Source organism: Oceanobacillus rekensis (assembly GCF_002153375.1).
In the GTDB taxonomy this organism is placed as follows: Bacteria; Bacillota; Bacilli; order Bacillales; family Amphibacillaceae; genus Oceanobacillus; species Oceanobacillus rekensis.
This window is the reverse complement of the sequence record NZ_MTBQ01000004.1, coordinates 54,559-67,540: the sequence shown is the minus strand read 5'-3', so window position 1 is coordinate 67,540 and position 12,982 is coordinate 54,559. Positions and strand designations below refer to the sequence as shown.

Annotated in this window: 14 protein-coding genes; 11 read left to right on the top strand and 3 right to left on the bottom strand. The window is 39.8% G+C overall.

What is annotated here, in order from left to right:
• The first annotated feature begins 1 nt into the window (after position 1).
• From BV906_RS11145 to BV906_RS11100, 9 genes are all read left to right on the top strand, one after another.
• Positions 2-1,024: an ABC transporter ATP-binding protein gene (locus BV906_RS11145; RefSeq protein ID WP_087973612.1), complete on the top strand. Its 1,023-nt coding sequence runs from the start codon at positions 2-4 to the stop codon at positions 1,022-1,024.
• A gap of 390 nt (positions 1,025-1,414) precedes the next feature.
• Entirely contained in the window at positions 1,415-2,602 is a 1,188-nt protein-coding gene (spoIID, locus tag BV906_RS11140; RefSeq protein ID WP_245844086.1) for a stage II sporulation protein D, read from the top strand.
• Positions 2,603-3,155: 553 nt separating this feature from the next.
• The gene (gene spoIIQ / locus BV906_RS11130) at positions 3,156-4,082 is read left to right on the top strand and encodes a stage II sporulation protein SpoIIQ (RefSeq protein WP_087973610.1); all 927 of its coding nucleotides are present in this window, start codon (positions 3,156-3,158) and stop codon (positions 4,080-4,082) included.
• 324 nt (positions 4,083-4,406) lie between these two features.
• Positions 4,407-5,423, top strand: a complete 1,017-nt coding sequence (locus tag BV906_RS11125; protein WP_087973609.1) for an AimR family lysis-lysogeny pheromone receptor — start codon at positions 4,407-4,409, stop codon at positions 5,421-5,423.
• Between the two features lie 547 nt (positions 5,424-5,970).
• Positions 5,971-6,252, top strand: a complete 282-nt coding sequence (gene spoIIID / locus BV906_RS11120; RefSeq protein WP_087973608.1) for a sporulation transcriptional regulator SpoIIID — start codon at positions 5,971-5,973, stop codon at positions 6,250-6,252.
• A 252-nt stretch (positions 6,253-6,504) separates the two neighbouring features.
• Positions 6,505-7,506, top strand: a complete 1,002-nt coding sequence (gene mreB / locus BV906_RS11115; RefSeq protein ID WP_087973607.1) for a rod shape-determining protein — start codon at positions 6,505-6,507, stop codon at positions 7,504-7,506.
• Between the two features lie 128 nt (positions 7,507-7,634).
• The gene (locus tag BV906_RS11110) at positions 7,635-8,444 is read left to right on the top strand and encodes a flagellar hook-basal body protein (protein ID WP_087973606.1); all 810 of its coding nucleotides are present in this window, start codon (positions 7,635-7,637) and stop codon (positions 8,442-8,444) included.
• A 33-nt stretch (positions 8,445-8,477) separates the two neighbouring features.
• Positions 8,478-9,311 (top strand): flagellar hook-basal body protein, encoded by an 834-nt coding sequence (locus tag BV906_RS11105; protein WP_087973605.1) that lies wholly within the window; start codon positions 8,478-8,480, stop codon positions 9,309-9,311.
• 114 nt (positions 9,312-9,425) lie between these two features.
• Entirely contained in the window at positions 9,426-9,779 is a 354-nt protein-coding gene (locus BV906_RS11100; RefSeq protein ID WP_087973604.1) for a DNA-directed RNA polymerase subunit beta, read from the top strand.
• Positions 9,780-10,222: 443 nt separating this feature from the next.
• On the opposite strand, the gene fabZ is transcribed toward BV906_RS11100, so the two are convergent.
• Entirely contained in the window at positions 10,223-10,645 is a 423-nt protein-coding gene (fabZ, locus tag BV906_RS11095; protein WP_087973603.1) for a 3-hydroxyacyl-ACP dehydratase FabZ, read from the bottom strand.
• Positions 10,646-10,880: 235 nt separating this feature from the next.
• On the opposite strand from fabZ, the gene BV906_RS11090 reads away from it, so the two are divergent.
• Complete coding sequence (locus BV906_RS11090; protein WP_087973602.1) at positions 10,881-11,192, top strand: hypothetical protein; 312 nt, start codon at positions 10,881-10,883, stop codon at positions 11,190-11,192.
• Between the two features lie 42 nt (positions 11,193-11,234).
• Here BV906_RS11090 and BV906_RS11085 read toward each other — a convergent pair whose 3' ends face one another.
• Together BV906_RS11085 and BV906_RS20035 are read right to left on the bottom strand one after the other, a co-directional pair.
• On the bottom strand, positions 11,235-11,417 hold the full coding sequence (locus BV906_RS11085; RefSeq protein ID WP_087973601.1) for a YjfB family protein: 183 nt from the start codon (positions 11,415-11,417) through the stop codon (positions 11,235-11,237).
• A 99-nt stretch (positions 11,418-11,516) separates the two neighbouring features.
• On the bottom strand, positions 11,517-11,645 hold the full coding sequence (locus BV906_RS20035) for a hypothetical protein (RefSeq protein WP_281254133.1): 129 nt from the start codon (positions 11,643-11,645) through the stop codon (positions 11,517-11,519).
• 480 nt (positions 11,646-12,125) lie between these two features.
• Between BV906_RS20035 and BV906_RS11080 the strand changes: the two genes are divergently transcribed.
• Positions 12,126-12,980, top strand: a complete 855-nt coding sequence (locus BV906_RS11080; RefSeq protein ID WP_087973600.1) for an efflux RND transporter periplasmic adaptor subunit — start codon at positions 12,126-12,128, stop codon at positions 12,978-12,980.
• Positions 12,981-12,982: the final 2 nt, after the last annotated feature.

Sequence of the window (12,982 nt, the reverse complement as noted above, 5' to 3'; positions counted from 1 at the left end):
GATGGAAGATAAACTATTGGAAGTTAAAAATCTAAAAAAGTATTTTGATATGGGAAAAGGTGAGCTACTAAAGGCTGTAAATGATGTCAGTTTTCATGTGAATAGAGGGGAAACATTTGGCCTTGTTGGTGAATCTGGTTGTGGTAAATCAACGATTGGGCGGACAATTCTTGGCCTGTACAATAAAACGGATGGCGATGTAATTTTTGATAATGAAAATGTACATAACTTAAATGAAAAAGAGCGATTTAAATTTTATCGCAAAATGCAAATGATTTTTCAGGATCCATATGCATCACTGAATCCAAGATCGACCGTCAGAGAAGTTATCTCCGAGCCGATGGAGGTTCATGGGTTATTTAAAACGAAGAAGGAAGTGACCGAGCGGGTATATGAGCTGCTGGAAGAAGTGGGGCTAAATCGCGAACATGCCAACCGCTATCCACATGAGTTTAGTGGTGGACAGCGTCAGCGGATTGGTATTGCCCGGGCATTGGCATTGGATCCTGATTTTATTATTGCCGATGAACCTATTTCTGCCTTGGATGTTTCTGTCCAGGCACAAGTAGTTAATTTGATGAAACAATTACAAGAAGATAAGGGACTGACGTTTTTGTTTATTGCCCATGATTTATCGATGGTAAAACAATTCTCAGACCGCATTGGTGTGATGTATTTAGGGAATATCGTGGAGCTGACAAGTAGTGCCGAACTCTATGAAAACCCATTACATCCGTATACACAAGCATTGCTCTCTGCTATTCCAATACCAGATCCGGATATCGAGGGAAAAAGGGAAAGAATTATTTTGGAAGGGGAACTGCCAAGCCCGATTAACCCACCGAGTGGATGTGTTTTTCGTACAAGGTGTCCGGTGGCAATGGACATTTGTGCAAAGCAGAAGCCTGTTTGGCAAGAAGTAGAACAAGGCCATTTTGTTGCCTGCCATTTATATGATGGATCAATTGAAAATAAAGATGTTAACAAAAAGCAACCACAAACGGTAACTGTGAATTTGAGATAAAGTCGCGACGTTTTAAAAAATAGTTTTGAAGCTCCCCCCTTTAGATGGTAATTTGTCTAAAGGGGAATTTTAGAATTTGGATAATGTTACTGGGCTGGTCGGTTATTTTTAGACATATGGAAAGGATATTTTTATTTGTAAGATATATTATAGTGTATAATCTTGAACATTAGTAATAAACCATTTAACTCTTGCTTAAACGAAAACATCAGGGTTCAAAAGTGTTTTGATTGAACTATATTTCAAACATACAAGATCCATTCAATAATTCACATTATCGTCAAAGAAGTGTGCAAAAATGATGGTCTATTTTGGGGTTCAGATGTATAAGTTGATTAGTAGGGATGCTAGAATAAATAATCCAATTATTGCTGCAAAGGGGGGAAGGCTGTGAGGAAGCATCAACCAGTTCCGAAAGCATGGAAAAAGAAGAAATCTTCATTAAAAAAGCAATTAATGAAGAGCCAACAAAGGAAGACTAATTATTCAAGTGGCCAGACAACACAATTACAGAAAATTATTCCCTTGAAAAATCGAAAAACGCTTTATTTTAACGATCGGGGAAAACGGCCTTGGAAATTACCAACCGCCATCATGTTATCTATGCTACTTATGTTAATTTTGGCAATTCCATCCATAGTCGTTGCATTGTTTGGTGACAGCAAACAAGAGGACATCGCAAGCCGTGAGATGGTTAAAAATGAAGAGTCGGCTGCAGCAGTCGAATCATCACCGTTCTCTGTGGCGGTCATGCGATCCAATGTCGAGACGGTAGAGGATGTGCCCTTGGAAACATATGTCGCTGGGGTAGTCGCCTCTGAGATGCCGATAGAATTTGAACTGGAGGCATTAAAGGCACAGGCACTTGCCGCCAGAACATTTACCGTGAATCATTTGCTTCATGGAGATGATGCAGCCAATTATGATTTAACAGATACGGTTCAACATCAGGTTTATAAAAGTGAAGAAGAACTGCAAGCAGAGTGGGGCAGTGAATACACTAAAAAAATGAATAAAATAAAAGAAGCGGTAGATGCGACAAAAGGGAAAATATTAACTCATAATGAAGAACCAATTACGGCAGCATTTTTCTCAACAAGTAATGGACATACGGAGAACTCTGAAGATTATTGGGAGAATGAGATTTCCTATTTAAGGAGTGTAGAGAGTCCATGGGATAAGGAGTCACCAAAGTTCCTTGACCAACAGACTTACACGATTGCACAGATCGAATCGGCACTTGAATTAGATTTGCCACAGGAATCAGCCCTATTGATTGAGCTGGAAAGAACCGAAAGTGGGCGGGTCAGTGAAATTGGTATTGAAGGAAATACATTCACGGGAAGAGATGTCCGGGAAAAGCTCGATTTAAAATCAAGTGACTTTGAAATTAAACAAAACAATGGCCATTTGATTTTCACAACAGAAGGTTTTGGGCATGGTGTTGGGATGAGTCAATACGGTGCGAATGGAATGGCAAAAGAAGGAAAGACATACGAAGATATCGTTCATCACTATTATAAGGATGTAGCGATCAGTACAATAAATGACGCAGTACCAGCCCTCGTCTCTAAGTAGACGGGGGTTTTTTGGTCTTTAAAAGCACACTCACCAAGGCAATGAAGTCCCAAACGCGTAGGAAGAATACTGACTCGGTCACTCATCGGGGTAATGAAGACCCAAACGAAAAGTAAGAATACTCACTCGGTCACTCATCCAGGCAATGAAGTCCCAAACGCGTAGGAAGAAGACTTACTCGGTCACTCATCCAGGCAATGAAGTCCCAAACGCGTAGGAAGAAGACTTACTTGGTCACTCATCCAGGCAATGAAGTCCCAAACGCGTAGGAAGAATACTCACTTGGTCACTCATCCAGGCAATGAAGACCCAAACGCAAAGTAAGAAGGCTCACTCGGTCACTCATCGGAGTAATGAAGTCTCAATTGCTGAGCATCCAGCTATCCACATGGTAAAGGAAGCAAGAGAAACCGTCCCTATGCTTCTTTTTCATCCACCGAAACCCTTAACTTCCCCCACTTTCATTAAAAAATCCATAAAAACAATATTTTTTTTGAAACGGATGTATATATTATTAGATTTCTGCTCACAATGGTTGCAGAGGTGATTAATTATGAATGAAGAGTTCAACGGCGGTCCAAAAAATAAATGGAGTCGCATTTACCGGAAAAAATGGTTCTTCCCGGCAGTGTATTTAACGATTGCAGCACTATTGCTATCTGTTGTTGTGTGGTATCAGAATATCGAAAATCAAGTCCCAGATGCTACAGACAACCAGGAACAAAATGGGGAATACAGTCCAGTTCTGAATCAGGAAGATGCAGAAACAGTGGTTGAGCAACAAGAGTTAATTCAAATGCCAGTAGCCAACATGGATCAAGCAGAAATCGTAACTAAATTTTTTGATTACAACGCAGAACAAGCAGATCGCGAGAGTGCTTTAGTAGAGTATAATAATCGATTCTATCAAAGTACAGGGATTGATATTACATCAGCCGATGCAGAAACATTTGATGTGACTGCAGCGATCAGTGGTACCGTAGAAGAAGTCAAAGAAGACCCACTATTAGGCAATGTAGTTGTGCTTGCACATGAAGATGAAGTGAAGACTTACTACGCGAGTCTTGAAGAGGTCAGTGTTAAAGCAGGATCCAAATTGAAGCAGGGTGAAAAAGTCGGAACAGCAGGTAAAAACCTGTTTGGAAATGACAATGGTACACATGTACATTTTGAAATCAGAAAAGACGGGAAAGAAATAAACCCGGAAAGCTATTTCGATCAACCTGTAAGCAGCCTGGGAAGTATTTCTGAAGAAGCTAAAGAAGAATCAGAAGTAAGCGAGGAACCGGAATCGGAAGAAGATTCTCCAGTAATTGAAGAACCGAAAACCGAAGAAGATTCTGAAGTAAGCGAGGAAACTGATACGACGGATGAATCTGAAGTAATTGAAGAGGAAGACCAACCAGCAGATGACGCTGATGAAACAGAAGAAGAATCCGATGAAGTAACAGATGACACGGAAGAAGATAAGAATGCTTAAATATAGTAATTAAGATGCCCCGGTACTTAAAAAAGTACCGGGGTATTTTGCTTTATACAGGAAAGCAATCATAGAATAAGTCTTTTATTTATGCGTAAAATGTCGAACGAAACTAGTCATTTAGCGCAATAAAACGTGGTATTATAAGAAATGTTGTTGGAAATTTAAGGCATATAACAAGCTTTAATATTGGAATACTTCGTTCGGTGAACAAAGTATCTTTACATCTTTGACTAGCACTCGATTATAAGTATACGAATTACCTACCAATGCAAAATTAAGAGAGAGAAATACTTCCACTAGTTGGAAAAGGGAGGAATCAAATTGTATTTAGAAAAGTTTATGACAACGCAATCAGAACTCACTATAACAGAGATGATGAATCTATTACGAGATGGAAATAATACGGAGTCGGAAAGAGAATTGATGGTAAAAACCTGCCTACATTCCCCGTCTAAGAATATACAGAAAAAAGGTATGGAATATTTATATATATATGGTTATCTAGAAGAACTTAGTATTTTAATTGAACGGAATATAGAGTCGGTTGATCCCTCCAACAGACTTTGGGGTCTCATTTATCGGGTAATGCTTGATCAGGCATTAAGAAGGGATACCCCATGTGAAACAATACAGAAATTGGAATATTTCACTAAACAATATACGACAAAGGAACCGGAATTATTATTTTTGATCGAAATAATTAAGGAGGAGTCTTATCACCTGACAGGTGAAATTAACCGAGCAGGAAATCTCATGGTGACATGCCAGCAGTATCTTTTGGAAATAGAAGAGCGGATAATGGTAAGCTTTTTTAAAGTTCGAATTAATCGAATGAATATGATCTATCATTTGAAACGAAATGAATTGATTATGGCAAGGAAATATGCCTATCGTTCTTTAACAATGACAGACAGCCCGCGCGTTCATGCTATCATTCACATGTATTTAGGCTTGTCCTATACATTTGAAACCTATGAAAAGGGAATCTACCATCTGCATAAATCATTGGAAATTTCAAAAGCAATCAATTTTCATGATATGGTTCACATGCTCGAAAATAATAATATTCCTTTTTTATCTGCCCATTTTAAAGAAGTGGACAACTTGAAAACTACAAATATAGGGGAACAAGCACATCTGGAACTTGCGAAAGGAAATCAATCGAAAGTAATCGAAATGCTTGATGACCTCCCTGATAAGTCCCCTTTTGAACTTTATTACTTAGGAAAAGCGAAAGAGGACAGAAGCATATTAATCAAATCTCATACCGATTTTATTGAAAAGCAAAGTGACTACTTTTTCAGCAGACTACCAGGTAATGCGTTAAAAGAATTATGAGAAGACTCTTTGGCTAATATCTGGGATTGCTGTTACAAAGTTCCACCGGAAAGAATTGTTGGTTCAAACTTTCGTAGTTAATATAAAATACGGTGTAACCGCAGTCACAGTTTTCTAGAAAACAGCCTATAAGAGTAATCTATTCCTATAAGAAAGCCACTGCATTGTCATTTTAGTTGATGATGCAGCGGCTTTTTTTAAATGTTGTACAAAAACCGAGGAAAAAGCAGCAATACAGCATGTCCTATCAGTATTTTGTACAAATTTAATCATAAAGCATGCACAAATCTAATAAGATGTTACAAACATGCAATCGAATTGTCTGAGGTGAGAGCTTGTGTGATGTTGTGTCGTAATTATCTTCCTTATGCTTAAACCACATAGAATATTCACCCCGCAGCCGTAATTTTTTCAATTATCGAACTGGTGATAACCAATACCAATATTCTTGTCTCTAGCGTTGTTCCTTGAATTCTAAATACCTGTCGCAACACCATGTCTTTAGGCCAAACACCTCGGAAGTAAACAACTCAGGGAGGCGAACGGTGTGCATGATTACATCAAAGAGAGAACGATCAGGATAGGAAGGCATGTCGTGGAGACACGAAAAACGGTTCGAACGATAGCCAAAGAATTTGGTGTCTCCAAAAGTACCGTCCATAAAGATTTGACAGAACGTTTACCGGAAATAAATCCGGATCTTGCCAATCAGGTTAAAGAAATACTCGAACACCATAAAGCAATTCGCCATCTAAGGGGAGGGGAAGCAACAAGACAAAAGTATAAAATAGGCGGCAAAACAGCACCACAGGAAAAACCTGCTGGCTAAGCAAATAATTAGAATAAGGACAAAATACATCGCGAATAATCTACCCTTACAAAAGTCCAGATAAACTATCCGGACTTTTGTTTACTCTAAGGTTTTGTGAAACTCATTTAGTAGTAGATGAATTTTACATTTTTATACATAAATTATTTGATTAAACTACAGTTAATTGTTGTAATTTGTGGTAAAATATTATATTAGTAGCATTATGTCAAAATGACGATGCAAGATAGTAACGCTGGGAGGATCTAGATAATGTTTTCTAGAGATATTGGAATCGACCTTGGAACTGCCAATGTGTTGATTCACGTAAAAGGTAAAGGTATCGTTTTAAACGAGCCATCTGTTGTTGCCATGGAACGGAACACTGGAAGAGTGCTTGAGGTTGGAGAAGAAGCCTTTCGCATGGTTGGACGTACACCAGGAAATATTGAAGCGATCCGTCCACTAAAGGATGGAGTAATTGCAGACTTTGATGTAACAGAAGCAATGTTAAAACATTTTATAAATAAAATTAATGTTAAAGGAATTCTATCGAAGCCAAGAATGCTTATTTGTTGCCCGACGAATATTACGAAAGTGGAACAGAAAGCAATCAAAGAAGCGGCCGAGAAATCCGGCGGCAAGAAGGTTTATTTAGAAGAGGAACCAAAAGTAGCCGCAATCGGTGCAGGAATGGAAATTTTCCAGCCGAGCGGAAATATGATCGTTGATATCGGTGGAGGAACAACAGATGTTGCTGTCCTTTCCATGGGTGGGATTGTTACATCTGAATCGATCAAAATGGCCGGTGATAAATTTGATATCGACATCCTGCAGTACATTAAGAAAAAATACAAGCTTCTCATTGGAGAACGTACAGCTGAAGCAATAAAAATAAATGTTGCAACAGTTTTTGAAAATTCTCGTAACGAAACAATGGATATTCGCGGACGTGATATGGTAAGTGGACTTCCACGGACAATTTCGGTAGGTTCACCAGAGATCCACGCTGCATTAATGGAATCTGTTGCACTCATCGTCCAAGCTGCTAAAGCTGTTCTGGAACACACACCACCAGAATTATCAGCAGATATTATCGATCGTGGTGTTATCCTGACAGGTGGCGGGGCATTGCTGCATGGCATTGACCAGCTATTAGCTGAAGAATTGAAAGTACCTGTATTCATTGCTGAAGATCCAATGGACTGTGTGGCAAAAGGAACAGGAATTATGCTTGAAAATATCGATAAAATCGAACGCAAAAAATTCGGCTGAGTGGGACGGGGACAAGTTCCTAATCCCAGTTATCAGTTTTTGTAAAAAGCCTATCTTATGAAAGGCTTTTTACTTTTAGAGGGCCCTGGGACGGGTCACTGACCCTTTGTCCCAAAGGAGGTTTACACATGTTAAGAGGCTTTTATACTGCTGCGAGTGGAATGATTACCCAACAGCGCCAGCAGGAAGCATTGTCTAATAATATTGCTAATGCGAATACACCAGGATATAAGGCAGATCAGACGACAATCCGTGCTTTTCCTGAAATGCTGCTTCATGAAATGGGATCATCCAAACATATACCCACTTCACAAGGTGGGCTAAACCTTCCAGTTCAAAACACGATTGGTTCCATTAATACAGGTGTATATGTACAGGAAACCGTACCGAATTTTGCGCAAGGTGATATAAGAGAAACGGGGATAACGACGGATTTGGCTATCGTAGGTGGAAACGTACCCGATGAAGCAGGAACCTTACTCTTTGCGGTGCAAAATGAAGCCGGTGAAGAGAGATACACAAGAAATGGTAATTTTACTGTGGACGGCCAGGGATTTCTTGTTACTAATCATGGCTATTATGTCCTTGATGATACAGGTAATCCGATTCAGACAAATGGAATGGAGTTCACGGTAACCCCAGAAGGTATGCTGCAAACGCCAGAACAGGTAATAGCACTTGGGATTGCCTATTCAGCAGATGCGAATACACTGACAAAAGAGGGAAATGATCTTTTTGCCGGTGAGACTGAGGACGTCCCTGCTGATGCAACTTTTTCTATTCAGCAAGGATTCCTAGAACGATCCAATGTGAATACATTACAAACAATGACAGATATGATGACTGCATACCGAATGTTTGAAACAAATCAGCGAGTGTTGCGCGCCTATGACGAAAGTTTAGGTAAGACGGTTTCGGAAATTGGCCGAATTGGTTAACATAGCAATACCCTTTTTCTAGGAGGGACTAATATGTCTCAAATGATGATACAAGCGGCTGTAACGATGAACCAGCTGCAACAGAAACTCGACCTAATCGGGAATAATATGGCGAACAGTCAGACAACCGGATATAAAGGACGCCAAGCTGATTTTAGCTCCTTACTTATTCAACAAGTAAATAATTTGTCTGACCAAGCAAATGCAGAAGGCCGATTGACACCAGATGGCATCCGGGTTGGATCTGGTGCCAAATTGGGTTCTACGAATATAGACCTTACACATGGTTCTATTTTGGAGACAAATCGTGCGCTAGATGTAGCCTTAAAACAGGACAACCACCTTTTTCAAGTCCAAGTGAATGAAAACGGGCAGGAAAATACGCTCTTCACGAGAGACGGTTCATTCTTTCTTAACCCAGTAAACAATAATCAGAGTCTAATGCTAACAACTGCAGATGGGAATCCCGTACTTGGTCAAAATGGGCCCATTGTAATTGCGGAAGGCTTCGATTCCATTGATATTCGTGAAAATGGTCAGATGATTGTTTCACGTGGTGGACAGCAAGCTGTAGAAGCACAACTTGCGGTAGTGGAAGCAGTGCGACCACGATTGCTTGAAGCTGCTGGCCAAAATATGTTCCGCCTGCCTGATACAGAAAACTTAGGTTTTGACGCGACAGAAATTATCCAGGCTGCAGACCTAAATACGGAAGTTCTGCAAAGCGGTGCATTGGAACAATCCAATGTAGATATTGGCCAGCAAATGGCTGATTTAATGGTAACACAGCGTTCCTATCAATTTAATTCTCGAACAATTTCCATGGGCGATCAAATGATGGGGCTCGTAAACCAGCTTCGATCGTAATCCCTGGATGACGATACCAAAAAACGAAATACGATATAACCACGAATTTGTATGTTATACTTCAATCATATAAAAAAACGTGATTTGTAAAGGAACAAGGAGTATTAAAATATTATGTCTACAAACCAATCTGAACAACAGTCAAGAAAGGCTCTGAAGGAAGAGAAGCGTGCTGGAAAGAAACATGCAGCATCCCTGAAGGCCGAAAAAACGAATTCAGTGACGGACAAGCAGAGCCGAAAACAGCATAAAACAAAACAAAAAGAAGAGAAAAGGAAAAATATAAGGCCAAGACGCCGTATTTTCCCAATTTGGCTTCGTATTATTGTTGTGTCCATCATCGCTGCTGCTGCCTTAGTTGCTGGATTGATGATTGGTTATGGAATCCTTGGCGACGGCGTACCAACCGACGCCCTCAAAAAAGAAACCTGGCAGCATATTAAAGATATTATTACAAAAGTTGAGTGATGTAACAAAAGCGTAGCGGGCTTGCCCCGTAGTCCCTAGCCCAAGCGCAGCTAGCCGACAAAAGCGGAGGCGACTGTTCAGAAGCGAACGCATAAGCAAGGGACCGTAGTACAGGTGAAGTTTCCTGTACGAAGTGTCAATTGCTTATGCCGGCAGCTTCTAGGAGCCGCAGCTAGCCGAAACAAAGGCGGAGGCGACGAACGGTCGCGGCACTCGCTCACTCGGGCAATAGCACTCATCAAACGGTCGCAGCACTCGCTCACTCGGGCAATAGCACCGATCAAACGGTCGCGCCACTCCCTCATTCGGTCGACAGCACCCACAAAGCGATAAAAAGCACTTCACCTCTAATCAGGATGAAATGCTTTTTTTAATTTAATGCAATTTTCTAGATGATGAATTGTAATCGGCATAGAAGTCAATATGTATCGTTACCGAGCGTGCTATTTAATTGCAAATGTAATCTCAGCTTCACAAGCAAGTTCGCCATTAACGGTTGCGATGCCTTTTCCTTTTCCAATCGGGCCTTTCATACGTAGAATTTCGACTTCCAGTTTTAATTGATCACCAGGTTTTACCTGACGCTTGAAGCGGCATTTATCGACACCTGCAAGAAAGCCAATTTTCCCTTTATTGCCTTCGATATTTAATACAGCAATTGCTCCAACCTGGGCAAGTGCCTCGACAATAAGGACCCCGGGCATAACCGGATAATCAGGAAAATGTCCTTGGAAATATGGTTCATTAATACTTACATTTTTTAATCCGACGACACGCTTTCCTTCTTCCATTTCAGTTACCTTGTCCACTAATAAAAATGGGTAGCGATGTGGTATGATTTCTTTAATTTGTTCAATATCTAACATGATTTGTTCTCCTTTATATTTCATTCTTTCTGTCATTATATCTAATGTACGGCTATAGAAAAAGTAATAAGGAGAAATTAACTAATTCCATACGAAGAACGTTAAAGATTTACTCGTTCTACCGAAAATCATTATTGCTTTAAAATCCGCAGTAATTATAAAAAAATAAGTATTATTTTCATCAATATGGTTAAGCTAATTGCGATAGCGAACATATAGAAGGAGGAAACTTATTATGAAAAGTAAATTGCTTATAAAGTTAGGTGCGCCTGTATTGGCATTATCCCTCATTGCAGCTTGTGGAACTGGTGACGAAGAAGATCCGGTTGATACAAATGAAGCTCCATTAAATCAGGAAGATGATAATCAAAATCAAAACCCTGCTGAAGATGATGGTATGAATAATGGGGATAATGGCGGTATGAACGGCGATGACGGTTTGATGGAAGATAATGGCGGTATGAATGGCGATAATGGTAACAATGGTGGTAATGGCAATGGCGCCAATAATGGCGAAACACCTCCAGGTGAAGAAGACCAAGAATAAGCAGGAATAAAAAAGCAGAACAGGGCTGTTCTGCTTTTTTAACTATAATTTAATATCAATCTGGTTTCCCGAGGTCGGATGTTCGGGTACAGTTTCCTGCATCATCTCCAATAATTGACTACCCTGTTGTTCTGCAACATTCTTAATGTTATCCATAACAGCGATGCTCGCCCCTTGAACGTACCGGGTTGAAGACATAGCAACAGACAACGCAGCAATATCCATGAAATCCCTCCTAAAATATGCTTGTTAGGGAAATTATACCATATAAAAAAACGTATAGGCATCCAATTCTTTTACAATGCCTATACGTTGCACACTACTCTATTTTTTATCCTTATCTTCTTTTTCCTCTTCATTACCTTGTGCTTTCTCCATTTTATTAGATTGTAACTGGGAGCCTTTTTCCGCATCTTTATCATCTTGTTGTACTTTTCTATCTTTATCTGTCATTGCATTTCCTCCTTGAGGTTTGAAATCATCTATATATCTTGTCTACCCGTTAATGATGAATTAAAAACAATATTTCATATTCGACGGCAACGGATAAAAATAAAGACTGTGTTTGACTAGCTTTTCAACATATAAAACCCTCTGAACAACAAGGAAAAGGAACATACATAACGTTTTATGATGTAAATGCATCCGAATCGACAATCGGTAGTCAATATAAACGAACGATCCTCGTCATCATTACAATCGAAAAGTACTTTTCGCTAAGCAGAAATATGTGATAGCTCCAGGCATCCCCCAGCCTGGAGTCTTTTTTCCTATTCTCATGCAATCGTTCATAAAAAATTTACATGTTCTTCCTTCATAACCAAGCGCTGAACCTATATACTGAAATAGATATCGCTAATTTATACGATAGATACATATGCAATTTAAAAAAACTATTAAATAAATGAAGTGTAAAGAAAGGGAGTATGATTTATGAAAAAAATACTATTTGGATTTGCTGCGGTACTAATGATTGGAATTCTTACAGCATGTTCAGAGGAGGATACTACAGAGGAAGAACAGGAGCGGGTTGTGCCAGTGGAGACTGCTGAAGTCGAGACAGGTGATCTTGTTATCGAAAAAACACTCTATGGCCGTACTGCGCCAAATGCTACGACACCGATCATGGTGCAGACTCCAGGTGAAGTAGATACATTGGAAGTCCAAAATGGTGCAACTGTTGAGGAAGATGATATCATCGCGACCCTTGAAACAGCGGCTGGAAATCAAAATATCCGTGCACCTAAAGATGGTCAAGTGTTACAAATTCAAGCTGCAGAAGATGAAATGGTTACAATCGAAGAGCCGTTTGCCATTATTGCCGACATGGAACAAATGAAATTGCAACTATCTGTTACAGCACACGTTCGCTCCCTTTTAACCGACGATCGCGCGTATTCGACTGTCATTAATGATCAAGAATATGAAGCTACAGTAACAGAAATTGGTGTTATGCCAGATGATACAGGTTTATATCCAGTTGAGGCTACCATTGAAAACCCAGAAGCTGCTATTTTAGCTGGGTTGGTTGCTGAAATGAATGTTCCGGAAACTAGAATAGAAGATGCGATACTCGTTCCAACAGCTGCCATAGTTCAGGAAGATGAGCGTTCATTTATTTATATTGTACATGAAAATACAGCAGAAAAAGTAGAAGTGGCAATTCAGGAAACAGAATCTGATACATCCGCAATTGAGGGTGATGTGAAGAACGGAGACCAAATCGTTGTTACTGGTCAGCTTACATTATCTGATGGTGATCAAGTGGATATAGCGAAAGGGGAATAAGT